Source organism: Pseudomonas sp. PK-RTE-24 (genome assembly GCF_054052265.1).
Map to the genome: position 1 here is coordinate 2814518 of NZ_CM133224.1, position 25012 is coordinate 2839529.

The 25012-nt window shown below is 60.5% G+C and carries 19 protein-coding genes; 7 read left to right on the top strand and 12 right to left on the bottom strand.

The window, feature by feature from the left end:
- Positions 1-28: 28 nt before the first annotated feature.
- Together ACV8MC_RS12690 and pobA are read right to left on the bottom strand one after the other, a co-directional pair.
- Complete coding sequence (locus ACV8MC_RS12690; RefSeq protein WP_457265449.1) at positions 29-1546, bottom strand: MDR family MFS transporter; 1518 nt, start codon at positions 1544-1546, stop codon at positions 29-31.
- 78 nt (positions 1547-1624) lie between these two features.
- Complete coding sequence (pobA, locus tag ACV8MC_RS12695; protein ID WP_457265451.1) at positions 1625-2818, bottom strand: 4-hydroxybenzoate 3-monooxygenase; 1194 nt, start codon at positions 2816-2818, stop codon at positions 1625-1627.
- Positions 2819-2993: 175 nt separating this feature from the next.
- Between pobA and ACV8MC_RS12700 the strand changes: the two genes are divergently transcribed.
- A complete protein-coding gene (locus ACV8MC_RS12700) occupies positions 2994-3884 on the top strand; it encodes a helix-turn-helix domain-containing protein (RefSeq protein ID WP_024014136.1) in 891 nt (296 codons plus the stop codon).
- Positions 3885-4015: 131 nt separating this feature from the next.
- Here the strand turns inward: ACV8MC_RS12700 and ACV8MC_RS12705 are convergent, their stop codons facing one another.
- Both ACV8MC_RS12705 and ACV8MC_RS12710 read right to left on the bottom strand, forming a co-directional pair.
- Complete coding sequence (locus tag ACV8MC_RS12705) at positions 4016-4192, bottom strand: hypothetical protein (RefSeq protein ID WP_016773438.1); 177 nt, start codon at positions 4190-4192, stop codon at positions 4016-4018.
- Between the two features lie 218 nt (positions 4193-4410).
- The gene (locus tag ACV8MC_RS12710) at positions 4411-5316 is read right to left on the bottom strand and encodes a LysR family transcriptional regulator (RefSeq protein ID WP_457265453.1); all 906 of its coding nucleotides are present in this window, start codon (positions 5314-5316) and stop codon (positions 4411-4413) included.
- A gap of 113 nt (positions 5317-5429) precedes the next feature.
- Here ACV8MC_RS12710 and ACV8MC_RS12715 point away from each other — a divergent pair, with 113 nt between their 5' ends.
- Entirely contained in the window at positions 5430-6308 is an 879-nt protein-coding gene (locus tag ACV8MC_RS12715; RefSeq protein WP_056789950.1) for an MBL fold metallo-hydrolase, read from the top strand.
- 45 nt (positions 6309-6353) lie between these two features.
- The gene (locus tag ACV8MC_RS12720) at positions 6354-6968 is read left to right on the top strand and encodes an NAD(P)-dependent oxidoreductase (protein ID WP_252868189.1); all 615 of its coding nucleotides are present in this window, start codon (positions 6354-6356) and stop codon (positions 6966-6968) included.
- Positions 6969-7420: 452 nt separating this feature from the next.
- On the opposite strand, the gene ACV8MC_RS12725 is transcribed toward ACV8MC_RS12720, so the two are convergent.
- The gene (locus tag ACV8MC_RS12725; protein WP_457265455.1) at positions 7421-8302 is read right to left on the bottom strand and encodes a LysR substrate-binding domain-containing protein; all 882 of its coding nucleotides are present in this window, start codon (positions 8300-8302) and stop codon (positions 7421-7423) included.
- A gap of 218 nt (positions 8303-8520) precedes the next feature.
- On the opposite strand from ACV8MC_RS12725, the gene ACV8MC_RS12730 reads away from it, so the two are divergent.
- Positions 8521-10158: a 5-guanidino-2-oxopentanoate decarboxylase gene (locus ACV8MC_RS12730; RefSeq protein ID WP_457265456.1), complete on the top strand. Its 1638-nt coding sequence runs from the start codon at positions 8521-8523 to the stop codon at positions 10156-10158.
- Positions 10155-11606, top strand: coding sequence for an aldehyde dehydrogenase family protein (locus ACV8MC_RS12735; RefSeq protein ID WP_457265458.1), 1452 nt, complete (start codon positions 10155-10157; stop codon positions 11604-11606). The genes ACV8MC_RS12730 and ACV8MC_RS12735 overlap by 4 nt, the downstream gene beginning before the upstream one ends.
- Before the next feature lie 431 nt (positions 11607-12037).
- Here the strand turns inward: ACV8MC_RS12735 and ACV8MC_RS12740 are convergent, their stop codons facing one another.
- Entirely contained in the window at positions 12038-12967 is a 930-nt protein-coding gene (locus ACV8MC_RS12740; protein ID WP_016773445.1) for an AraC family transcriptional regulator, read from the bottom strand.
- 397 nt (positions 12968-13364) lie between these two features.
- On the opposite strand from ACV8MC_RS12740, the gene ACV8MC_RS12745 reads away from it, so the two are divergent.
- Both ACV8MC_RS12745 and ACV8MC_RS12750 read left to right on the top strand, forming a co-directional pair.
- Positions 13365-13718 carry a putative quinol monooxygenase gene (locus ACV8MC_RS12745; protein ID WP_041479832.1) on the top strand — a complete coding sequence of 118 codons (354 nt, stop codon included), beginning with the start codon at positions 13365-13367 and terminating at the stop codon, positions 13716-13718.
- A 43-nt stretch (positions 13719-13761) separates the two neighbouring features.
- Positions 13762-14004 (top strand): hypothetical protein, encoded by a 243-nt coding sequence (locus tag ACV8MC_RS12750; protein ID WP_041479831.1) that lies wholly within the window; start codon positions 13762-13764, stop codon positions 14002-14004.
- On the opposite strand, the gene ACV8MC_RS12755 is transcribed toward ACV8MC_RS12750, so the two are convergent.
- From ACV8MC_RS12755 to ACV8MC_RS12780, 6 genes are all read right to left on the bottom strand, one after another.
- On the bottom strand, positions 14005-14634 hold the full coding sequence (locus ACV8MC_RS12755; protein ID WP_252876813.1) for a flavin reductase family protein: 630 nt from the start codon (positions 14632-14634) through the stop codon (positions 14005-14007). It lies immediately after the preceding gene.
- 135 nt (positions 14635-14769) lie between these two features.
- Entirely contained in the window at positions 14770-16089 is a 1320-nt protein-coding gene (locus ACV8MC_RS12760) for an MFS transporter (protein ID WP_024014128.1), read from the bottom strand.
- Between the two features lie 378 nt (positions 16090-16467).
- Complete coding sequence (locus ACV8MC_RS12765) at positions 16468-17796, bottom strand: sigma-54-dependent transcriptional regulator (protein WP_353188381.1); 1329 nt, start codon at positions 17794-17796, stop codon at positions 16468-16470.
- Positions 17796-19556, bottom strand: coding sequence for an ATP-binding protein (locus ACV8MC_RS12770; RefSeq protein ID WP_256809667.1), 1761 nt, complete (start codon positions 19554-19556; stop codon positions 17796-17798). The genes ACV8MC_RS12765 and ACV8MC_RS12770 overlap by 1 nt, the downstream gene beginning before the upstream one ends.
- Before the next feature lie 84 nt (positions 19557-19640).
- Positions 19641-22301, bottom strand: a complete 2661-nt coding sequence (locus ACV8MC_RS12775; RefSeq protein ID WP_457265462.1) for an RHS repeat domain-containing protein — start codon at positions 22299-22301, stop codon at positions 19641-19643.
- A gap of 54 nt (positions 22302-22355) precedes the next feature.
- Positions 22356-24992 (bottom strand): RHS repeat domain-containing protein, encoded by a 2637-nt coding sequence (locus ACV8MC_RS12780; RefSeq protein WP_457265553.1) that lies wholly within the window; start codon positions 24990-24992, stop codon positions 22356-22358.
- Positions 24993-25012 lie beyond the last annotated feature (20 nt).

The window sequence follows — 25012 nt, forward strand, 5'->3', positions numbered from 1 at the left end:
GCTCCCACAGTGGTATTTGTTGCGGCAATCATTTCGCGCCGTGTTCGCGTCCGCGCAGCAGGTTGTTCGGCATGGCAATCGCCGCTGCCAGCCCCAGCAACGACACTGCCGTGCTGACCCAGAGCAAGTGGCGGAAGGTCACCAGCAGTTCCGCGCGCAAAGCGTTCTGCGCTTCGCCGGGTGCGGCGTTCAGGCCATCGAGCAGGACGTTGCCCGAATGCCCTTCGCTGATCAGCGAACTGTTCGTCAGGTGGGCGAAACTGGAATCGTGCAGCAACGCCAGCAGCAGCGCCGACATCAACGCCACGCCCACCGCGCCGCCCAGTGAGCGGAACAGGTTGGTGGTGCTGGTGGCGACGCCGATGTCGCGTTGTTCCACCGAGTTTTGCGTGCCGACCAGCGAGGTCGGGAACTGCATGCCGCCGGCGATGCCGCTGAGCAGCATGAACAGACCGCTGAGCAGCGTTGCTTGTGGCGGACTGAAGGCCATGCCGAGAATCGCGATTGGCATGAGGATCGCCCCGGTGAGAATCTGCGGTTTGTAGCGTCCGGTAATCGAGGTGCGGCGGCCGGCGAAATAGGCACCGATCGGCAAGCCCATCGCCAATGGCAGCAAGTGCAGCGCTGCGCTGTCGGCGCCAGCGCCGGTGACGCTTTGGAAGCGCAATGGCATCAGCACGATCAGCGAAATGGCCTGGAAACTGGTGAAGAAGATCGTGCACCAGCACAGCAGCGCGCTGCGATTGGTGAACAAGTGCATCGGCAGCAATGGCTCGCGTGCACGGCGTTCATGCCAGACGAACAGCGCCAGCACCACCACGGCACAAGCGAACAGGCCGAGCACTTCGCTGCTGCGCCATGAATGACCCTGGCCGACTTCGGTGATGCCGAGCAGCAACGCGGTCAGGCCGATGATCATCAGCACCGTGCCGAGATAATCGATCACCGGTTTGCGCTGCGGAATCGGCAAGCCGCGCAGGTTGCGCCGTGCCACCCACCACGCGCCAAGCCCCAGCGGCAGGTTGATCAGAAACACCCAGCGCCACGACAGGTATTCGGTCATGTAGCCGCCGAGCACCGGGCCGGCGACGCTGGCCACGGCGTACATGCTGCTGAAGTAACCCTGATAGCGCCCGCGTTCACGTGGCGGGACGATGTCGCCGATGATCGCCTGACTCACCGAGATCATGCCGCCGGCGCCGATGCCCTGAAGGATCCGCGCCAGCACCAGTTGCTCCATGCTCTGCGCCATGCCGCAGAACAGCGAGGCGAGGGTGAACAGGCCCATGCCGAACAACATCAGTTTGCGCCGCCCGTACAGGTCGCCGAGTTTGCCGTAGATCGGCACCGCCACGGTCATCGCCACCATGTAACCGGAAATCACCCAGGCCAGCAGGCTGACGTCCTTGAATTGCGCGGAGATCGCCGGCATCGATACGGCGACGATGGTCTGGTCCAGCGCACCGAGGAAGATCGCCATCATCAAGGCGACCAGCACGCTGCGAATGGCCGGTTTGGGCGTTTCAGGTTGATTGAGAGTGGTCACGGGCGAGCCTGCGGGCATTGATGGACCCGCGCGGCCATCGCGCGCGGGTGGATGCTCGCAGTGTAAGTCGGTAGGAAGCTATTCGATAGCCTCGTACGGAAGCCCGACGTAATTTTCTGCAATGGTTTTTTGCCCGGCTTGCGAGCTGACAAAATAGTCCAGTTCCGAAGCGCAGATGCGCTGGCTGAATTCATCGTGCTCGTCGAAGCGATGCAGCATCGACGTCATCCACCAGGAAAACCGTTCGGCTTTCCACACCCGGCGCAGGCAGATCTCCGAGTATTTTTCCAGCAGATCAGTGCGATCTTCGCGATACACCTTCAGCAGAATATTGAACAACGTGCTGACATCACTGGCGGCCAGGTTCAGGCCCTTGGCGCCAGTGGGCGGGACGATATGGGCAGCGTCGCCAACGAGAAACATGCGCCCGTACTGCATCGGCTCGACGACAAAGCTGCGCAACGGCGCGATGCTTTTCTCGATCGAAGGGCCGGTCACCAGTTTTTCCGCAAGAGCAACCGGCAGGCGTTTTTTCAGTTCATCCCAGAAACGCTGATCGCTCCAGTCATCGACGTTTTCATCCGCCGGCACTTGCAGGTAATAGCGGGTGCGGGTGGCCGAACGCATGCTGCACAAAGCGAAGCCACGCTCATGGCGGGCATAGACCAATTCGTCGTGAACCGGCGGCGTGTCGGCGAGAATGCCCAGCCAGCCGAACGGGTAGACCCGCTCGAAGATCTTCAGGCAATCGGCCGGAATCGACTGCCGCGCGACGCCATGGAAACCATCGCAACCGGCGATGTAATCGCAATCGACGCGCCAGCTTTCACCGTCCTTTTCGAAGGTGACGAAAGCTTCGTCGCTTTTCATGCCGTGGGGAACGACATTGCTTGCCTGATAAATTGTCGGCGCCCCCGCATCCCGACGAGCGGCCATCAGGTCGCGGGTGACCTCGGTCTGACCGTAGACCACTACTGTTTTACCGCCGGTCAGAGCGTGCAGATCGATGTGCACCTGACGCCCGTCCAGCGCCAGATCGAAGCCGCCATGAACCAGGCCTTCGGCATCCATTCGCTGACCGACGCCGGCCTCACGCAGCAGCTCTACCATGCCTTGTTCAAGCACACCGGCACGGATGCGCCCAAGAATGTAATCAGGCGTCTGGCGTTCGAGGATCAGGGTTTCGATGCCAGCGTTGTGCAGCAACTGGCCGAGGAGCAGTCCGGAAGGACCGGCGCCGATAATGGCGACTTGGGTTTTCAGGGTTTTCATTGTTTTTATGACTCGCAAGCTTCACGCAGCAACAGCCGGTGAATGATTTTATGGATCGAGTGCTTGCATTTTTCCCTTGCGGGTCTGTCAATTGAAGGTGAAAACTGAGCCGATACCTGTACATTCTGCCAATCGGTGCGATTATCGCCCAAAAACCAGAGGCCTGGATTGAAGTATGAACAAGCCTGCCCTGCCTTCTATTCCGGTGTTCAAGCTCTACGGTGAAAGCCTGGACTGGCCGACCCCGGACTTGCTGCACTGTGAAACCATTTCCTCGCGCAGTCGCGAACATCAATGGGAAATCAAACCTCACCGCCATGCGGATCTGTGCCAGCTGCTGTTCGTTTTCAAAGGTCAGGCCGAGCTCGAAATCGAAGGCCAGCGCACGCAGCTTGAGACTCCGGCGATACAGGTGCTGCCACCGTTATCGGTGCACGGGTTTCGTTTTTCCGAGGATGTTGAAGGCTTCATCGTCACCTTGGCCACGCCGCTGATCAATCATTTGCAGGCGCAATTGGGCGATTCGGTACACGCGTTGGCCCGGGCGGAGAACTACCCGGCCGGCAAGGATGGCGATTATCTCAACAGCCTGTTTTCAGCCTTGCAGGCCGAGTACAACGGTCATCAACCGGCGCGGGAAATGCTCATGCATTCGCTGGTCAGCGTGATCATGGTCTGGGTCAGCCGCCAGGCGATCGTCCGCCACAAGGCCAGCCAACGGCCGCAACGCCAGCGCGAATACCTCAACGGTTTCATTCAGTTGGTGGAAGAGACTTACCGCCAGCACGTCAAGGTCGAAGACCTCGCCCATCGCCTGGGCATCTCCGTGTCGCACCTCAACGGCACCTGCCGTGAACTGGCCGGGCAACCGGCGTTGCAGATCATGCACGAGCGGCAGTTGCTGGAAGCCAAGCGCCTGCTGACCTACACCAGCATGACGATTTACGAGATGTCGGAGTTGCTGGGGTTTTCCGATCCGACCAACTTCACCCGCCTGTTCCGCCGCCGCGTGGGAATTTCGCCAAAGGCGTTCCGCGACCGACTCAAGGCCGAGCAACAATCCTGAAAGCGCTGATGAGCCCTGTGGGAGCGAGCCTGCTCGCGAATACGGTCTTTCATTCAGCAACTAGGCTGGCTGACACAGCGCATTCGCGAGCAGGCTCGCTCCCACAGCAGTTGCATTCCAGCGCAGGTCTATCAGCGCAATGCGTTCAGCGTGGCATTGTGCGGAATACACCGCTCGTAGTTGCAGCTCGCATACTCACGCGGCAGCTGGCGCAACTGCTCGACCCGCCAGGCAGCGGTGCCGTACAGCGCCAGTGTGGCGGCGCAGGTGATGAAAATGGCGGCGTATCTTTTTGTTTTGATGTTCATGGTGTTCGACCTCTGAACGTCTACCTTGCGGTATTACTTTGAGCATAGGTCAGCGGCGCGTACTTGCCAGCGAGTGCGCTTGAGGATTTAGCCGGCCATTCAGCGAATTGATGCCTATGTGGGAGCGAGCCTGCTCGCGAAGGCGGTGGTCCAAGCGACATCAATGTTGAATGTACTGGCCTCTTCGCGAGCAGGCTCGCTCCCACAAGGGATCGGGTTTACAGGCCAGCATCCCAGGCCGGGGCCTCGGGAAAGCGCTGCACAAGAAAGTCGAGCATGCTGCGCAGTGCCGCCGGCATGTGTTTGCGTGAGGCGTACACCGCGTAGATATTCATCTGGCGCGGTTCGACATGTGGCAGCAAGCGCAGCAGTTCGCCGCTGTGAATATGCACGCCAGCCTGGTAGGTCGGCAGCATCGCCACGCCCGCGCCGGCCAGGGTTGCGCGCAGGAGGGTGCTGGCCTCGTTGGCGCTGATATTGCCCTGCACCGGCACCGAAACCGGTTCGCCATCCTCCTCGAAATGCCACAGGCTCTTGCCGAAATAGGAATGGGTCAGGCAGTTGTGTCGGCTCAGTTCCTCCACCCGCAGCGGCGCCGGATGCTCAAGCAGATACGCCGGTGCTACGCAGACCACCGAACGGCACACGGTCAGGCGCCGGGCGATCAGATTCGGATCAAGATCATTGCTGGTGCGAATCGCCAGATCGATGCGCTCATCGACCAGATTCACCGTACGGTCGAGCATCTGCAGATCGATGCTCACGCCTGGGTAAAGCTTGACGTATGCCGCCATCGCATCGGCCAGTTGCGCCTGGCCAAACGAGGTGCTGACGCTGATCCGCAGCAATCCGCGCGGCGCGTCATGGGGTTCGCTGACGGCGGCTTGCATGTCGTGCGACAGGTCGATCATCTGCCGGCAGCGCGGGAGGATTTCACTGCCGGCGGCGGTCAGGCTCAATTTGCGCGTGGTGCGGTGCATAAGCCGCGCGCCGACCCAGTCTTCCAGCTCCGCCAGATAGCGCGACACTACCGGCCGCGACAGATCGAGGTGGTCGGCCGCCGCCGACTGGCTGCCCAGGTCCACGACCGTGACGAATACCCGCATTGCTTGAAGCCGATCCATGATTTGCCCGCTTTAAGAAACAAACTATGTTCAAGCATCGCATTTTTTGTACTGAGTCTGGCAACTAAGCTCTGTTGCATCGCCAGACTGGCATTAGCAATCCGGAGCAACACATGATCGGCTTCACCCCCTTCAAACGCGTTCTGCTCGCCGCAGCATTTTTCGGCTTTGCCGCCCATGCATCCGCTGCCGAGCTGAGCCTTGATGTCTACAACCCGGGCACCCAGGCGATTTTCCCGGTCAGCTCGGTGCTGGTCAGCGGTGAGAAAGAAGCGATTCTGGTCGACGCGCAATTCGGCAAATCCCAGGCTGAGCAGGTCGTGGAAAAGATCCGCGCCAGCGGCAAGCAATTGACCACCATCTACATCAGCCATGGCGACCCGGATTACTACTTTGGCCTCGACACCCTGACCAAGGCATTCCCGCAGGCGAAAGTGCTGGCTTCGCAGCCGACTGTCGATCACATCAAGCACACCGTCGACGGCAAACTGGCCTACTGGGGGCCGAAAATGGGCGCCGACGTGCCGGCGAAAACCATCGTCCCGGACGTGCTCAAGGGCGACAGCCTGACCCTCGAAGGCAAGCAATTGCAGGTGATCGGCCTCGACGGCAAGCAACCGGATCGCAGCTTCGTATGGATCCCGTCGCTCAAAGCAGTGGTCGGTGGCGTAGTGGTCGCCGAGAACATTCATGTGTGGATGGCCGACACCCAGACCGCGCAATCCCACGCCGATTGGCTGCACACCCTGCACACCATCGAAAGCCTGAAACCGCAAACCGTGGTGCCCGGTCATTACCTGGGTGACAGCAGCCGCTCGCTGGCCAGCGTGAAATTCACCGCCGATTACATCAAGGCCTTCGATGCCGAAACCGCCAAGGCCAAAGACTCCGCTGCACTGATCGCGGCGATGAAAAAACGCTACCCGCAGCTGGGCGAGGAAAGCTCGCTGGAGCTCAGCGCGAAAGTCGCCAAGGGCGAGATGCAGTGGTAAGCCGAACCTGAACACGCAGCATTTTCAAGCCAACTGGAGAATGTCATGAGCAAGATCGCAATCATTGGCGCCACCGGCCGTGCCGGTAGCCAATTGCTGGAAGAAGCCCTGCGTCGCGGCCACAGCGTCACCGCCATTGCCCGCGATACCTCGAAGATCGGCAGCCGTGCCGGTGTCGTCAGCAAGAGCCTCGACGTACTGGATTCGGCAGCGTTGCAAGCGGCGGTGGCCGGTCACGACGCAGTGATCAGCGCAGCGCATTTCGCCTCCGTCCCGGCCTCGGCGATTGTCGGACCGGTGAAGCAGACGGGCGTGAAGCGCTTGCTGGTGGTCGGCGGCGCCGGTTCGCTGTTGCTGCCGGATGACACGCGGGTGATCGACAGTGCCGGTTTCCCGGCCGAATACAAAGCCGAGGCGAGCGCAGGTGCTGAGTTTCTTGATGCGTTGCGTCACGAGCAGGAACTGGACTGGACCTTTTTGTCGCCGTCGGCGGAGTTCGTCGAGGGTGAGCGCAGTGGCACATTCCGCGTCGGCAAGGATCATCTGTTGGTCAGTGCCGAAGGACGCAGCTGGATCACCTTTGCCGATTACGCGATTGCGCTGATTGACGAAGTGGAAACGCCGAAGCATTCGCGCCAGCGTTATACCGTCGGGTATTGAGTCAAGCCTTTTCCCCTCACCCCAGCCCTCTCCCGGGGGAGAGGGAGCCGACCGAGTTGTCTTGGGTCACACATTGACCTGAACGACCGTGTCGATTATGGATTCGGCGTGGCTGTGTCAGGTCGATGAATTTCTTGAGTATCCCCAATCAGTTCCCTCTCCCTGGGGAGAGGGAGCCGACCGAGTTGTCTTGCGTCACACATTGACCTGAACGACCGTGTCGATTATGGATTCGGCGTGGCTGTGTCAGGTCGATGAATTTCTTGAGTATCCCCAATCAGTTCCTTCTCCCTGGGGAGAGGGAGCCGACCGAGTTGTCTTGGGTCACGCATTGACCTGAACGACCGTGTCGATTATGGATTCGGCGTGGCTGTGTCAGGTCGATGAATTTCTTGAGTATCCCCAATCAGTTCCCTCTCCCTGGGGAGAGGGCTAGGGTGAGGGGAGAGGCTTCAGCGCAAATGAGCCTGCTCAACCAGCCAGAGCATCAGTTCCTCAAGTTGCGGCGAGGGTTCGGCTCCAGCAGGCACCACCACGTAATACGCCAACCCCGTCTTCACCTTCAACGCAAACGGCATCACCAGCCGTCTTGCGTCCAGATCATCACCAATCAGCGACCAGTCCCCGATCGCCACCCCCGTGCCGTGCGAGGCCATCGACATCGCCTGATCCAGCGTTTCGAAATGCTGCCCGCTGCCAAGGTTGCCCAGTCGCAATCCCGCCGCGTCGAGCCACACCGACCAGTCCTGAATGTCGTGGGTCGGGTGCAATAACAGATGCTCTTGCAAATCCTGCGGTGAATTCAGCGCCGGCGAGCCTTTGAGCAGTTGCGGCGAGCAGACCGGTGTCAGTTGCTCGTCGAACAGATGCAGTGCGCCTGGCGAATTGTCCGGCGGCGGACCGTAGATCACCGCGGCGTCGAATTGCTCGCGCTGGAAATCCACACCGTGTTGCAGTGACGCCGTCAGTTTCACCGGCACGTCCGGGCGTTCCTTCTGCCATTGCAGCAGACGCGGCAGCAGCCAGCGCATCACGCAGCTCGGCGCCTTGAGTTGCAAGGTTTGCCGCGTCTGACCGATCTGCTCGGTCGCTTCACTGATCAGCCCGAAGACCTTTTCCACTCGCGGCAGCCATTCGCGGCCTTCGGCCGTCAGCGCCAGACCTCGGGCCAGACGGATGAACAGCGGATAACCGAGCTGTTCTTCCAGCCCGGCGATCTGCCGGCTCACCGCGCCCTGAGTGATGTGCAACTGCTCGGCGGCGCGAGTGAAATTGCAGCATTGCGCGGTGATCCAGAACGTATGCAGAGCGGGCAGGGGTGGCAGGCGTTTCATGGCGATCCGAGGTATGACGTGGCGACATGGCTAGTATGACTTTTAATCGATTGTTGCTGCCAGTTGCGCACCGTTCCAATGGGCACTCCACGGACCCTGTGGGAGCGAGCCTGCTCGCGAAGACGGTTCAAGGTTCGACACGGATGTTGGCTGGACCGCTTATTCGCGAGCAGGCTCGCTCCCACAGGGAGTGTTCAGTGAATGAAAGGGCAATCAACATGGCAACGTGCGGCGAAGTATTGGTCAGGCTGTTGGAAAATTACGGGGTCGAGCAGGTGTTTGGCATTCCCGGTGTGCATACCGTTGAGCTGTACCGAGGCCTCGCCCGCTCAAGCATCAACCACGTCACGCCTCGTCATGAACAGGGCGCCGGGTTCATGGCTGACGGCTACGCGCGTACCAGCGGCAAACCCGGTGTGTGCTTCATCATCACCGGCCCGGGCATGACCAATATCACCACGGCCATGGGCCAGGCTTACGCCGATTCGATTCCGATGCTGGTGATCTCCAGCGTGCAGTCGCGCAGTCAGTTGGGCGGTGGGCGCGGCAAGTTGCATGAGCTGCCGAACCAGAGCGCACTGGTCGGCGGCGTCGCAGCGTTCTCGCACACGCTGATGTCCGCTGCCGAACTGCCGGTGGTGCTTGCTCGCGCTTTCGCGCTGTTCCAGGCCGGACGACCACGACCGGTGCATATCGAAATTCCGTTGGACGTGCTGGTGGAAAAGGCCGATGAATTGCTCGCCAGCCTGCCGGTGAATATCGATCGCGCCGGCGCCGCACCGGCTGCCGTGAGCCGCATGAGCGAAATGCTGGCCAGCGCGCAACGTCCACTGATTCTTGCTGGCGGCGGTGCTATCGACGCGGCGCCGGAGCTGACCCGACTCGCCGAACTGCTCGACGCTCCAGTGGCGCTGACCATCAACGCCAAAGGCATGCTGCCGACCAGCCATCCGTTGTTGATCGGTTCGACGCAAAGCCTGGTCGCCACTCGCGCACTGGTCGCTGAAGCCGACGTGGTGCTGGCGATCGGCACGGAGCTGGCCGAGACCGATTACGACGTCACTTTCGCCGGCGGCTTCGAGATTCCCGGCAAGCTGCTGCGCATCGACATCGATGCCGATCAGACCGTGCGCAACTACCCGCCGCACGTCGCACTGGTCGCTGATTCGCGCAATGCCGCGCAAGCATTGCTCAGCGCCTTGTCGCACCAACCTCTGGCCGAGCGCCGCAATGATTGGGGCCAGGTTCGCGCCGCGCGTCTGCGTGATGAATTGGCGGCGAGCTGGGATGCGCCGACGCTGGCGCAGACGCGTTTCCTCGAAACCGTGCTGCACGAGCTGCCTGACGCGGTGTTCGTCGGCGACTCCACGCAACCGGTGTACACCGGCAACCTCACTTTCAACCCCGAGCGTCCACGTCGCTGGTTCAACGCATCCACCGGTTACGGCACCCTCGGCTATGCGTTGCCGGCGGCGATCGGTGCGTGGCTCGGTGGACAACTCGATAACGGCGCGCGCCCGCCGGTGGTGTGCCTGATCGGTGACGGCGGCTTGCAATTCACCCTGCCGGAACTGGCCAGCGCCGTTGAAGCACGGGTGCCGGTGATCGTGCTGCTGTGGAATAACCAGGGTTACGAGGAGATCAAAAAGTACATGGTCAACCGCGCCATCGAACCGGTTGGCGTGGACATCTACACCCCGGACTTCGTCGCCGTGGCCAAGGGCCTCGGTTGCGCCGCGCAAGCCATCAGCAATATCGACGAATTGCGCGCAGCGCTGCGTAAAGCGACGGACCGGCAAGGCCCGACGCTGATTGAAATCGACCAGAACCAGTGGATGCAGGCGGTGGCCCAATGATCAGCTTTCCAACCACACTCGACGGGCTCTACATCAATGGCCAATGGTCGTCGGGCCGCGAACATCTGCGGGTGATCAACCCCGCTACCGAAGCGCTGCTGACCACCGTCAATGGCGGCGACGAACAGGCCGTCGACCAGGCGATCAGCGCGGCGACCGAGGCGTTCAAACACTGGTCGACAACCACCGGCGCCGAACGCGCTGCGATCCTGCGCAACATTGCCAACGGCGTGCGCAACGGTCGCGATCACTTGATGAATCTGCAGTCGAGTAATAACGGTAAACCGCAGTACGAAGCGGCCATCGATGTCGATGACGTGATCGCCACGTTCGACTATTACGCCGAACTCGCCGAAGGCCTCGACGCCGGGCAGGACAGCAACGTGCCGTTGCCCAGCGATGATTTCAGTGCGCGCCTGCGGCGCGAGCCGTGCGGAGTGGTCGGGCTGATCGTGCCGTGGAATTTCCCCATGGTCACCACCGCTTGGAAGCTCGCCCCGGCGCTCGCCGCCGGTTGCTGCGTGGTGCTGAAACCTTCTGAAGTGACGCCGTTGCCGGAGCTGGAACTGGCCGCGATCATCGCTGCATCCGGTTTGCCCGACGGCGTGTTCAATCTGGTCTGCGGCACTGGTCTGGCGGTAGGCGCGCCGTTGTCGGCGGATCCTCGCATCGCCAAGATCTCCTTTACCGGCAGCAACGCGGTTGGTGTGCAGGTGATGCAACGCGCTGCTGAAACCGTGAAGGGTGTGAGCCTGGAGCTGGGTGGCAAATCGTCGTTGCTGGTGCTGGCGGATGCTGATCTGCAGCTGGCGGTGGAACTGGCTTGTGGCGGGGCGTTCTTCAACGCCGGGCAGATGTGCTCGGCCACCAGTCGGGTGCTGGTTGCCGAGGAATTGATGGATGAGTTTCTTCAGCGTCTGCAAAAGCGCGCAGAGGCGATTCGAGTGGCCGATCCGTTCGATCCGGACGTGGAGATGGGCGCGCTGGTCAATCAGGCGCAGTACCAGCGGGTGCTTGGGCATATTGATCGCGGTTTGAGCGCCGGGGCGAGGTTGGTGTGCGGCGGTAATCGTCCGGCGCATTTGCCGCGCGGTTATTTCCTGCAACCGACGGTGTTCACCGACGTGCCGCTGGACAGCGCGTTATGGCGTGAAGAGATTTTCGGCCCGGTGGTGTGTGTGCGCGGTTTCGCCAGTGAGAACGAGGCGATTGCGCTGGCCAACGACACGCAGTTCGGCCTGGTCGCGAGCGTAGTGACACGCGATGCCACAGCGGCGGATCGTGTGGCCAATGCCTTGCAGGCAGGGCTGGTGTGGATCAATGCACCGCAGGTGATCTTCCCGCAGGCGGCATGGGGTGGGTACAAGCAGAGCAGCGTCGGCCGCGAACTGGGGCCTTGGGGGTTGGCGGCGTTTTTGGAGATCAAGCACGTCGTGCGCGCGGTGTAGAAGCCTGCCCTCACCCCAGCCCTCTCCCGGGGGGAGAGGGAGCTGACCGAGGTGTCTTGCGTTCTCCGTCGACCTGAAAAACCGAGTCGATTATGGATTTGAAGGTCATCAACCCAACGCCGGGTTGGCCTGGCTTGGCTGATTCCGGATTCAGCACCGATATCGCAAGTCGCTGAACCTCTCCAATATCCCACAATCGGTTCCCTCTCCCTCTGGGGAGAGGGAGCTGACCGAGGTGTCTTGCGTTCTCCGTCGACCTGAAAAACCGAGTCGATTATGGATTTGAAGGTCATCAACCCAACGCCGGGTTGGCCTGGCTTGGCTGATTCCGGATTCAGCACCGATATCGCAAGTCGCTGAACCTCTCCAATATCCCCCAATCGGTTCCCTCTCCCTCTGGGAGAGGGCTAGGGTGAGGGGCTTCTATGGAGTCACACCGAAAGCCGCAACCGCGCCAGATCCCGCAACGGCGGCGCACCAAACAGTCGGCTGTACTCGCGGCTGAACTGCGACGGACTTTCATAGCCCACCCGATACCCCGCCGCCGACGCTTCCAGCCCTTCGGTCAACATCAGCCGACGCGCCTCTTGCAGGCGCAACTGTTTTTGATACTGCAACGGACTCATCGCAGTCATCGCCTTGAAACGATGATGCAGAGTCGACACGCTGAGGTTTACTTCCCGCGCCAGATCATCGATGCGCAGCGGTTGCTCGAAATTGCCGTTGAGCCATTTGATGGCCTGGCTGATGCGATGGCTCTGGCTATTGGCAATCGCAATCTCATACAAACGATGACCCTGCGGACTACGCAGCAGGCGATAGAGAATCTCCCGGCGAATCAGTGGCGCGAGCATGGCGATGTCTTTCGGCGCGTCGAGCAGCCGCGCCAGCCGCAGCACTGCGTCGAGCATGGCGCTGTCGATTTTTTCCACGTACAGACCGCGTCCGGTCGGCCGCGTCGGTACGCCCATCGGGCCGGCGTCGGCGATCAGCGCGGTGATTTCGGTCGGATCAATGTCGAGGCGCACGGCGAGGATCGGTTCTTCCGGCGAGACATTGACCACGCGCCCGCTGAGCGGCATCGAGACCGACACCACCAGATAATTCAGCGGGTCGTAGTTGAAGAACTCGTCGGCCAGGCGCACCTCTTTGCGCCCCTGCGCCATGATGCACAGCGCCGGCTGCGCGAGCACCGGGGCAAAGTCATGGGACTGGGTGTGGCGCGACATCACCAGCGAACCGATCGCGGTCTGGTAGCTGCCATCGTCGCTGGTGTTGCGGCGGATGATCGCCGCCAGCTCCGCGCGCTGCTTTTCCATGTCGGCGCTGGGTTCGGCTTGAAAACGATCGAATGACGTCATGCACGGCATCCTCGGCAAGTGAGGGGGGAATGCAGCAGAGCATATGTTTGTGCAAGCGGCGGCGGTAGACACATTCTGCCAAATGCTTGCCTGATTCTGCCCGCAGGTGCGCACAGGTCTCCCGCCATACGATTCTGTAGGAGCTGCCGAAGGCTGCGATCCGTTGATCTTCGAAGCAAAAGCACAAGATCGCAGCCTTCGGCAGCTCCTACACAAAACGCGTATGACAGACGTGTTGCGCGGGTTTACAGGTTGTTACAGGTCGTCTGCGCAGTCTCGCAGGATTGTGCAACGCGAAGGCAGGAATCGACTAACGGCGCAGCCGGCCCGGCCCTTAATCTTTGCTTCAGTCGCAGCCCGTCCCCCGGCTGCCACGCGATTTCATGGAGGGTTGATCATGTCCAAGCAAATGCCTGTCAGTCATATGGCCTTCGTTCGTGCCCAGCCCGGGCGTTCGGCGGAACTCGGTGTGCGCCTGAGCGCATTGATCGAAGTGTCGCGCGCGGCGCCCGGTTGCCTGAGTTTTTCCCTGCAACAATCGCAGTGCGACGCCGACCTGTGGCTGGTCAGCGGCTACTGGAGCAGTCAGCAAATGATGACGGCGTATTTCAACAGTCCGTCGATGGAAGTCTTCGCCGAGCTGGTCCAGGACCTGGTGGTCAACAGCCTCGACTTCCACACCTTCAGGGACGTTTCCGCCGCGCAGGCCCTCGGTCAATGCGCGGCGCCGATACACAAACTCGCCGGTTGAGGGTTTAATGTCCGGCTTATTTGATTGAGCCAGGATCCGCGACATGGCACGTAAAGAGTTTGAACGCTTCGAAGCAGTCTCCGCAGTCGTCCCCGTCGAGCTGGGCGGCAACAAGGGTTATTACGCGGCGATCGCGGTCAAAGCCCTGGTCGATGGCGGCGCCCCACGCTTTCACAAATTGCTCAATGAGCAGGTGTTTCCTGGCGCCATTGCTGCCGATGATGCGGCCATCAACGAACTGGACAAACTCAAGGGCGTCACTGACGACGCCGAGCTGATCTGGTAATTACTTCTGCGCCCCCGGGCGCCACATCTTGAACAGAGCCTCAGGCCCCAGCTGGAAATAATCCGCCGGCCCGCCGCCGCGCAGAATCGGTTGTGCGGCGGCGGTGTCATAGATGCCGTCCTTCAGCAGCCATTTGGCGATGTGCACCGCGACTACTTCACCGAGGATCAGCCAGCTCGGCACGGTTTCGCCATCGGCGCGTTGCAGCTGGATGATCTGCGTGACCTTGCACTCGAAGGACACTGGACTCTCGGCGACCCGGGGGACCGAAATCACCTTTGACGCCACGGTCGTCAGCCCCGCCAGTTCAAACTCGTTGACCTCAGGCGCGACCATCGCGCAGCTCTGGTTCATCTGCTCGGCCAACGGGCGGGTGGCGAGGTTCCAGACGAACTCACCGGTCTGCTCGATGTTGTTCAGACTGTCTTTGCGCCCGACACTGGAAAAACCAATGATCGGCGGCACGTAGTTGAAGGCGTTGAAGAAACTGTACGGCGCGAGATTGAGTCGGCCTTCGGCATCCTGCGAGGAAATCCAGCCGATGGGGCGCGGGCCGACGATGGCGTTGAACGGATCGTGAGACAGGCCGTGGCCGTTGGCGGGTTCGTAGAAGTGGATGTCATCGGGCATGGGGAGCGGATTCCTGAGCTGCATTCGGATGCAGCCATAGTGCAAGGACCCAGCGCATATTTCCAGCCAGACGCGAGACCCAGTAGGGTTCGTGGCAGGACACAGATTTTGTGGCCTGCCAGCGATGCGGTGCGATCAGTCAGTGACGATCCGCGAGTGCTTCTGGGTATCTTTCATGGTGATGTACACCAGCAGCGACACGGCAATGCACGCGGTGACGTACCAGTAGTAACCGGTTTCCATGCCGATGCTCTTGAACCACAGCGCGATGTATTCGGCAGTGCCGCCGAAGATCGACACGGTCAGTGCGTACGGCAGGCCGACGCCCAGGGCGCGGATTTCGGTCGGGAACAATTCGGCTTTGACCACCGCGTTGATCGAGGTGTAGCCGCTGACGATGATCAACGCCGCCATGATCAGGAAGAACGCGCCCCACCAGGTCTGGATGGTGTGCAGGGTCATCAGGATCGGCACGGTGAAGATCGTACCGAGCACGCCGAAGGCGATCAGGATCGGGCGACGACCGATCTTGTCCGACAGGCCACCGATGATCGGTTGCAGGCACATGAACAGGAACAGCGTGGCGGCGGAAATGGTGGTCGAGTCGGAGATGCTCATGCCGACCGTGTTCACCAGGTATTTCTGCATGTAGGTGGTGTAGGTGTAGAACGCCAGGGTGCCGCCCATGGTCAGGCCGACCACGGTCAACAGCTCTTTCGGGTGGCGCATCAAGGTGCGCATTGCGCTTTCCTTGGATTTCTCTTTTTTGGTGAACGACTCGGTTTCTTCCATGCCGCGACGCAGGTACAGCGCCACGACCGCACACAGCGCACCGATGGCGAACGGGATACGCCAGCCCCACGCGTAGAGCTGTTCAGTGGTCAGCATGTTTTGCAGCACGATCAAGACGCCGAGGGCGATGAGCTGCCCGGAGATCAGGGTCACGTACTGGAAGCTGGAGAAGAAGCCGCGACGTTCCTTGGTCGCCATCTCGGACAGATAAGTCGCCGAGGTGCCGTACTCGCCGCCGACCGACAGGCCTTGCAGCAGGCGGGCGAACACCAGCAGGATCGGCGCGCCGATGCCGATGGTTTCATAATTCGGGCTCAGGGCGATCAGCAGCGAGCCGAAGCACATCAGGTACACCGAGGCCATCAGCGCTTTCTTGCGCCCGACCTTGTCGGCGTACATGCCCATCAGCCAGCCACCGATCGGACGCATCAAGAAGCCCACGGCGAAGATCGCAGCGGTGTTCATCAGTTGCGCGGTGGTGGAACCGGCGGGGAAAAAGGTTTTCGCGAAGTACAGGGAGAAAGCGGCATACACATACCAGTCGTACCACTCGACCATGTTGCCGACAGAGCCGCTGAAGATCGATTTGATCCGGCTGGCGGTGGTTCTCGGTTTGGCCGGCACGGCAGCCGACCCAAGGGGCAGGGCGTTGGAGTTATCCATTGAAGGATCCTTCGTTTAATTGTTTTTGTGGAGCGCGTCGGAACGCAGCCTGCCAGGGCTATAGCAGGAGGTGTGCCAAGGGAAGGAGGGCCGGTTTAGAGGGGGTGGCGGGGAGGAGTGAGCGGATTTGTGCCGACTGATTGTGCTGAGTGAGCGGATTTCCGCTTACCGCGTGAAGATCAAAAGCCCCTCACCCTAGCCCTCTCCCAGAGGGAGAGGGGACTGACCGAGGTGTTCTGGTGGGTTACATCGACCTGCAACATCGAGTCGAATACAGATTCGGGAAAGCATGGAGATCGGCTCCCTCCCCCCTCGCCCCCCTGGGGGAGAGGGCTGGGGTGAGGGGGATGGATTTCAGCTACACCACAAATCTCTGCCTCACTCCGCCAGAAACATCTCCCGACTCAACCCATGTCGCTGCATCTTTTCATTGAACGTGCGGCGCGGCAGTTGCAGTTCTTCGAGCACGGCTTTCACATCACCCTTGTGCCGGGTCAACGCCGCGCGCAGACATTGCGCTTCGAAGGCTTCCTGCTGCGCCGCCAGTGATTGTCCCGGATCGATTCCGGCGACCGGTTCATCCAGCCCCAATACCTGACGTTCGGCGACGTTGGCCAGTTCGCGCACATTGCCTGGCCAGTCATGGCTGAGCAGATGGCTCAACTGCGCGCCCGTCAGCGGCGGAAATGTTCTGCCCAGCCGTTGGGCCGCATTGTGGGCGAAGGTTTCAAACAGCAACGGAATGTCTTCGCGGCGATCGCGCAGCGGCGGCAGGCGCAGTTCGGCGACGTTGAGGCGATAAGCCAGGTCCTCACGAAAACGCCCGGCGCGAGCTTCGTCGAGCAGGTCCGGTTTGGTCGCCGCGACAATCCGCAAATCAACGCGAATGCTCTGGTTCGACCCCAGCCGCTCAAGCTTTTGCTCCTGCAAGACCCGCAACAATTTCACCTGCTGGGCCAGCGGCATGCTTTCGATCTCATCGAGAAACAGCGTGCCGCCATCGGCGTATTCCAGCTTGCCGATGCGCTTGCCCGAGGCGCCGGTAAACGCGCCGCTCTCATGGCCGAACAGCTCGGCCTCGAACAGTTGCTCCGGGATCGCCGCGCAGTTCAGCGCCACGAAAGGTTTGCCGGCGCGCGGGCCGAAATCATGCAGGCAACGCGCGACCAGTTCCTTGCCGCTGCCGGTTTCGCCACGAATCAGCACGTTGACCGGCAACGTCGCCAGATCCAGCACTTGCCGACGCAATGTCTGCAAGCCACGGGACACGCCGAGCAATGTTGCATCGAGCTTCGCGCGATTGTCGGCCAGTTCGTGCAGGGCGCGGTTTTCCAGGACCAGGCGGCGTTTGTCCAGCGCCCGGCGCAGACTGCCGAGCAGGGTCTCCGGGCTGAACGGTTTTTCCAGAAAGTCGTAGGCGCCGTCGCGCATGGCTTCGACCGCCATCGGCACGTCGCCATGGCCGGTGAGCAGAATCACCGGCAGATCGGCGTCGCGCTTTTGCACTTCGGCGAGCAATTGCAAACCGTCCATGCCGGGCATGCGCACGTCGCTGAGGATCACCCCGGGAAAATGTTCCGGGAGCGCGGCGAGGCATTCTTCGGCGCGGCTGAACAATTGCACCTGAAACCCCGACAGGCTCAGCCACTGTTCAACGGCGTTGCGAATGCTGCTTTCATCGTCGACCACCATCACCGAGTCGAGCATCAGATGTGTGCCTCCAGATCGATTGGCAGGGTCAGGCTGAACACCGCGCCAGTGTCGCCGTTCTCGGCGCTCAGGCGCCCGCCGGATTCATGCACGATGGCGAAGGATACTGCCAGCCCCAGGCCCAGACCGTCACCCACCGGTTTGGTGGTAAAGAACGGATCGAACACCTGGCCGAGATGTTCCTCGGCAATGCCGCCGCCGTTGTCGCTGACGCTCAGCCGCCACAATTGTTCATCGGCTTCCAGGCGGATTTCCAGACGCTTGCAGGCTTTACCCTGCATCGCATCCAGCGCGTTGCGCAGCAAATTGATCAACACCTGTTCCAGACGAATCGCATCACCGCGTACCCACGCCGGGCGGGTCAGATGCAGGACCAGACTGACCTGTTCGTCACGCAGTCGCGCATCGAGCAGTTGCAGCGATTGATCGACCACCGTCGCCAGATCCAGACGTTCGCGCAAGCCGCTCGGGCTTTTGCGGGCGAAGGTCTTGAGGTGGCCGGTGAGGGCGGCCATGCGCGTGAGCATGTCGTCCACCGGTTTCAGCGCCTTGTAGGCGTCATCGACGCGGCCATGTTCGAGCAGCAGGCGCAGGGTTGCCAGTTGCATGCGCTGGGCGGTCAGCGGTTGATTGATTTCGTGAGCCAGCGCCGCAGACATCTGCCCCAGCGCGGCGAGTTTGGCCGACTGCACCAGACCTTCCTGCGCGGTACGCAAGTCGCGGGTGCGCTCCTCGACCAAGCGCTCGAGTTCTTCACGATTGCGCTGACGGACCTTGGCCAGCCGCCAGCGCTGATTGAGGAACAACAATAGGAACACCAGCGCCAGCCACACGCCAGCGGCGGCCAGCGCGGCGTTGCGCAAATCCTCGAAGGCCACTTGCGGACGACGCAGCAGATGCAGGGTCCAGCCCTCGGTCGTCAGCGGCAGCGATTCCCACAGATAATCCGCCGTGCCCTGCGGACCTTCGACCCGGCGCAGATCGCTGTTGTCATCGAAGCGCCGTAGCGGCAAATGGGTCAGCGGAATCAGCGATTGCTTGTCGTACTGGCGGGTGGTTTTGATCTCGGCCAGATCATCAGCGCTCAACGGCCGCAAGGCGCGATAACGCCAGCCCGGCTGATTGGCGATAAAGATGATCCCGCGTGCATCGCTGACCAGCAGCGTGTCGCTGCCCTGGCTCCATTCGCGCTCCAGTTCGGGAAACTCCAGCTTGACCACCATCGCGCCGAGAAACTCGTCGTTGTCGCCAAGTACGGCGCTGGAAAGGAAATACCCGGGAATGCCGCTGGTCACGCCTACCGCGTAAAAACGCCCGGTGCCTTGGGTGCGGGTCTGGCTGAAATAGGGGCGGAAGCCGTAATTGTGGCCAACGTAACTGCTGGGCAAGCGCCAGTTGCTGGCGGCCACGGCCAGGCCGGTGCGATCGAGCAGTTCAAGGGTCGAGGATTGCGCGGCGCCGTTGATCTTTTCCAGCTTCACATTCAATGCCGCTTGCTGCGCTGCATCGACCGGGCCGGCGAGGGCCGAACGCAATTGCGGATCCAGCGCCAGTACGGCGGGCAGGGCGCGATAGCGGTCGATCAGGGTGTGCAAGGAGTTGGCGTACAACCCCAGTTGCTGATTGGCGCGGGCGGCGTCTTCTTCCAGCGCCTGACGTTCCGCGTGGCGCATCGCGAGCGTCGCGGCAATGACCGTGCCGGCGATGATCAGCAGGGAATACAACGACAGACGCAGGGTACGGGAAGTCGGCAGCATGCTGGATGAAAGGTCGGCAGGACGGGCGGGCACGATAGCATGGGCCGAGGTGGCCGGGCGCGCTGTTCGCGCCGGCCGTGTCTGCTAGACAGCTGTCTCCTGTACCTGACGTCGATGCACAAGATTCAACCTCGGCTTCGGCACCGGTCTTGCCTTAGGTTCGGCAGCGAGCGAGCGCTCCAGTTGCTGCAGTCGTTCAGTCACGCCTTGCGCCTCGCTTGGCGCTTCGATAGTCGCCTGGGCGGTTTGCATGACCTTGTCGATGGCTTCGAACGGGTCTACACCATTCCTGGACAGCTTCATGACCTGACGCTGTTTTTCTGCATCCAGTGCGTCCAGTTGGGCGTAGAACATCTTCTGGATGTGCTCGGAGTAGCTGTTGAGGTTATCCGTGAAAGTCTTGATGCTGTCGATAAGCGCAGCACCTCCATCGAGAAGAGCCCTCGCGCCGTCTACGGCTTTTGCAGCGCCGTCGCCCAGCGTTTTCAGCCCGTCCTTGAGCTCTTGGGTGTGCAGTGTCTGCGCTGCTTTCAAACCCTTCTTGAAAAAGTGGTAACGCAATACCGGGAACACAATCGCCCCCGCGATTGCCCCTGCGCCGGAACCGATGGCGTTGCCGATTCCGGGTACCACGGTGCCGATGACACTGCCGATGGCGATGCCTTTGCCGATACCGTAAAAGACCGATTTGATGCCGGCCCGGGAGGTGATGAATTTGCCGAACGTCATGCTTTTGCGCACCTCCTCGATGTTCTGACCTTCAGGAATCAGGCCATCGAACTCGGTAGTCAGGTTGTGCAATTGCTCCGCCGCAGTTTGCGCTTGATCAAAGATACCCACCGCTTTTCTGATCAGGTCAAACACCACTTTGAAGGCACCGGTCTGGTCGACATGGACGATCGGGTTGTTACCGACAAAACCATACAGATTCAAACCGTCCACATCCCCCGCCGGATCCGCACTGACCCAGCGCTGCAACCACGGCGCGTAATAACGGGCGCCGTAGTAGTACAAACCGCTGACATCCATTTCCTTGCCGGAATAACGGATAAAGCGGTATTCGATTTCCGAATCCGGCGCCATCCACGCGGTTTCGCCGAACGGGTAATAGCCTTCTGCGCTGGTGACCACAGCGTCTTCATTGAGCTCCATCACGCAAGAGCCTAGGTGGTCTTCGAGGGTGTAGCGCATCTGGTCGTCTATCGGCGCTGAACGTTGCGCCCAATGCAGACAGCGCGCGTTACCGAGGCTGATGATGTGCAGCACTTCGCCGTTGTCCTTGCTGCGAATTTCCAGCCCTGGCAGGTAACGCACCTGGTGGAAGTGGCGGACCTTGTCGGTAAACCATTCATGACATTTGAGGACCCGCTGGCCCGCGCTGTACTGGTAATACTCGGCATCGTTATCGCTGTCCTGACGGATAACCAGATCCACGCGCTCCAGCTCGTCACGGCTGTTCCAGTGCAATGACGGACCGTGGTGCAGCTTGCGTTGATTGCCGTGCGGGTCGAACCAGATGTCGAAGTCCGGCGGCTCGTCACCTGTTTGCCAACGCACCCCGCGATTGCTTTTGTCGTCGATGCGCATCGTGCGGGTGCAACTGTTGCCGTCGCGCTGATGACGCAACTCGGTCAGATTGCCGCCATCGTCGTAGCTATACGTCTGGGTGTAGTTGAGGCGGTTTCGCTCGTCGGGCGGTCGCGGCAGACCGGGAATGTCCGGGGGCAGGGCGTCGTCATGACCGGTCGCGCGGATCAGGCGATACAGGGAGTCGTAGCTGAATTCACGGTGGCCGTCGACCCGTTGATTGGCGAACCAGGTTGGCTCGAAGGCGTGGTCTTCGATGCGGATGATATTGCCGACGCGATCGTAGAAATATTGCAGATCCTGCAATCTGGGGTGAGCGGTTTTCTGACTGGTGCGCGTATGCAGGCGTCCATCGGCCGGGTCATACGTCCACTGACTCAGGACACCGTTACCGGCCAGTTGCGAGATGATCTGATTGTTGGCGTTGTACTGCGCATCCAGCAAGACCTGCGTGACTTTCGTCTCGACTTGCAGCTCCATTTGCCTGAGTTGCCCGGCAAGACCATAGCGCGATGCTCTGCGATGGCCGCCGGCATCGGTTTGCTCCAGCACCGTGCCCAGCGGGCTGAACACCTGATGGCTGGTGAAAGCCTGTGTGTCCTGGAAAGTTCGGGTTTCCTGCATCGGCTGGCCGGCGAGGGAATAGCTGGATATCGCCAGAACACCAGACGCATCGGTTTGCTTGATCAACCGTCCGCGCAGGTTGTGGTTGGTGGTGTCGGCGCCACCGGCGTAGAGGAAAGTTTCGACCTCTTCCTCTTCCTCCTCATCCTTTCTGGTGACCTGGAGTCTGACGACACGCAGCTGGTCGTCAAAGGTCGATCGCCAGACATGGCCGCGCTCGTCCCAACGTTGCCGAGGCTCACCGGCCAGTCCCGGCAGTACCAAACGCCAGCCGGCATCGACGCTGTCGATTTTCAACACGGTGCCGTTGAGCGAGTAGTGAGTAGTGAGGTTGGGTGCAGATAAGCGCGGATCCCGTTTTTCTAGCAGGCGCCCGGCAGGGTTGTGAGTCTGGCAGGTGATCAGGGGCTTGATTTCTCCATGCGTCGTTGCACACAGATAGGCAATATGCCTGACAACCAAAGCCCGAGGATCCTTGACCTGCACGCTTGGCGTATGGATATGCGTTGATCTATTCAAGGGCCAGGTGCTCATGATTTATCCAGGCGCAGAACCACGGCAAAACTGCCTGAAGGTAGGCGAACTTGTTTACGCCGTCTTTTGACCGCTGTATTGGCGATACCTGCCAATCAACTCAATACCGCGCCTTGCTTCAGCCATTCGCACGGAAATTTCTTTCTTGATCCGATCCCGGCTGATTGAGCTGGAGTTCTGGGTTCCGACGCTACCTTTTGCAAGATCCAGCGCAAAACCGAATGAGCCCACCAGGCCTTGGTCATAAAACTCGTTGACTCCGATTTCACTGAAAGCCGCATTGATGTCGCTTTGGTCCTGTTCAAGCATGTCGATAATCAAACCCAACGCTGTCTCGAGGTCATCAATTTCGATATCCCTTAAACCGGCCAGCGCTGTGGCTGTGTCCTTCCCCGCGTAAGCAATGGCCATCATGTCACTCGCAGCGGGTACCTGCGCAAACTTGCTGAGCGTTTTCTCGGCTACTGTTCCGATCAGCTTATTTGCTCCCTCGGAAGTCCGAGGATCATAAGATCTGGCTATTTTTTTTGCGTATCTCAGAGGGGTTAAAATGCTTGTTGTGGCGTTGCTGTGAATGCTCTCGGGGTTCAGTTTTTTGGCATCGGGCAGGACGGGAGTGGAAACAGTTGTAATTTCGCCGAGTTTGTCGATTGCCGCGCCGGAGATTTTTGAGGCGACAATCCCTCCGATAAATGTCCCGACTCCGGGCAATATCAGCGTCCCAAGTGCTTCGCCGCCTTTCCCTGCTGTCGTGGTGGCAACTCCCTTGCCAATGTTGAAGCCGGTGTTTATGGCCATGCGTTTGGAAATGTCCGTAGCGCTGAACAGTCCGTTCAATTGCCGATTGTACGTTTGCAGCTCATTGCCCAGGTTATCCAGGACTTTTGCGTAGGTCGCGATGTCCTGCCTGACGTCAGACGGCAAGTCTTTTTTGTTACCGTCGTTATCGATGAACAGAATCGGGTTGTTACCGACAAAACCATACAGGTTCAACCCATCCACATCCCCCGCCGGATCAGCACTGACCCAGCGCTGCAACCACGGCGCGTAATAACGGGTGCCGTAGTAGTACAAACCGCTGACATCCATTTCCTTGCCGGAATAACGGATAAAGCGGTATTCGATTTCCGATTCCGGCGCCATCCATGCGGTTTCGCCGAACGGGTAATAGCCTTCTGCGCTGGTGACTACGGCGTCTTCATTGAGCTCCATCACGCAAGAGCCGAGGTGGTCTTCGAGGGTGTAACGCATCTGGTCGTCCATCGGTGCTGAACGTTGCGCCCAATGCAGGCAGCGCGCGTTACCGAGGCTGATGATGTGCAGCTCTTCGCCGTTGTCTTTGCTGCGGATTTCCAGCCCTGGCAGGTAACGCACCTGGTGGAAGTGGCGGACCTTGTCGGTGAACCATTCATGACATTTGAGGACCCGCTGGCCCGCGCTGTACTGGTAATACTCGGCATCGTTATCGCTGTCCTGACGGATAACCAGATCCACGCGCTCCAGTTCATCACGGCTGTTCCAGTGCATTAATGGACCGTGGTGCAGTTTGCGTTGATTGCCGTGCGGGTCGAACCAGATGCCGAAGTCTGGTGGCTCGTCGCCTGTTTGCCAGCGCACCCCGCGATTGCTTTTGTCGTCGATGCGCATCGTGCGGGTGCGACTGTTGCCGTCGCGCTGATGACGCAACTCGGTCAGATTGCCGCCATCGTCGTAGCTATACGTCTGGGTGTAATTGAGGCGGTTTCGCTCGTCGGGCGGTCGCGGCAGGCCGGGAATGTCCGGGGGCAGGGCGTCGTCATGACCGGTCGCGCGGATCAGGCGATACAGGGAGTCGTAGCTGAACTCACGGTGGCCGTCGACCCGTTGATTGGCGAACCAGACGGGCTCGAAGGCGTGGTCTTCGATGCGGATGATATTGCCGACGCGATCGTAGAAATATTGCAGATCCTGCAATGCGGGTTGACCGGGCTTATGACTGATCCGCGTGCGCAAGCGTCCGTCGGCTGGATCGTAGGTCCATTCGCTGAGCACACCGTTGCCGTCCTGTTGCTCGATGAGCTGGCCATTGGCGTTGTACTGCGCATCCTCCAGGACTTGCGTGATGTTTGCCTTCACTTGCAAGTGCATTTGCCTGAGCTGCCCGGCAAGACCATAGCGCGAGGTTCTGCGATGGCCGCCGGCGTCGGTCTGTTCAAGCACGGCGCCAAGCGGACTGAACACCTGATGGCTGGTGAACGCTTGGTGATCATCAAATGTGCGCTTTTCCACCAGTGTCTGTCCGGTGAGGGCATAGCTGGTGATATCCAGCGAACCTGACGGATCTGTCTGCTGGATCAACCGGCCGCGCAGGTTGGATTCTGCTCCGGCGGAGCCGGAGGCGTAAGTGAAGGTATCGAGCTGATTTTCGCCGTTTCCCGACACTTCGAGCTGCACCACGCGCAATTGCTCGTCAAAGGTCGATTGCCAGACATGACCGCGCGCGTCCCATTGCTGCCGAGGCTCCCCGGCCGGCCCCGGCAGCAGCAAACGCCAGCCGCTATCGACACTGTCGGTGAACACCGCATCGCCATTGATGGAATAAACAGTGGTGGTGTTTGCAATGGGCAGGCGCGGATCCTGTTGCGCGACCGGACGTCCGGCCACATCGTGTTCCTGAAACGTCACAACAGCGCTGACCGCGTCCTCTGCCACGGTACGCAAATAAGCGACCT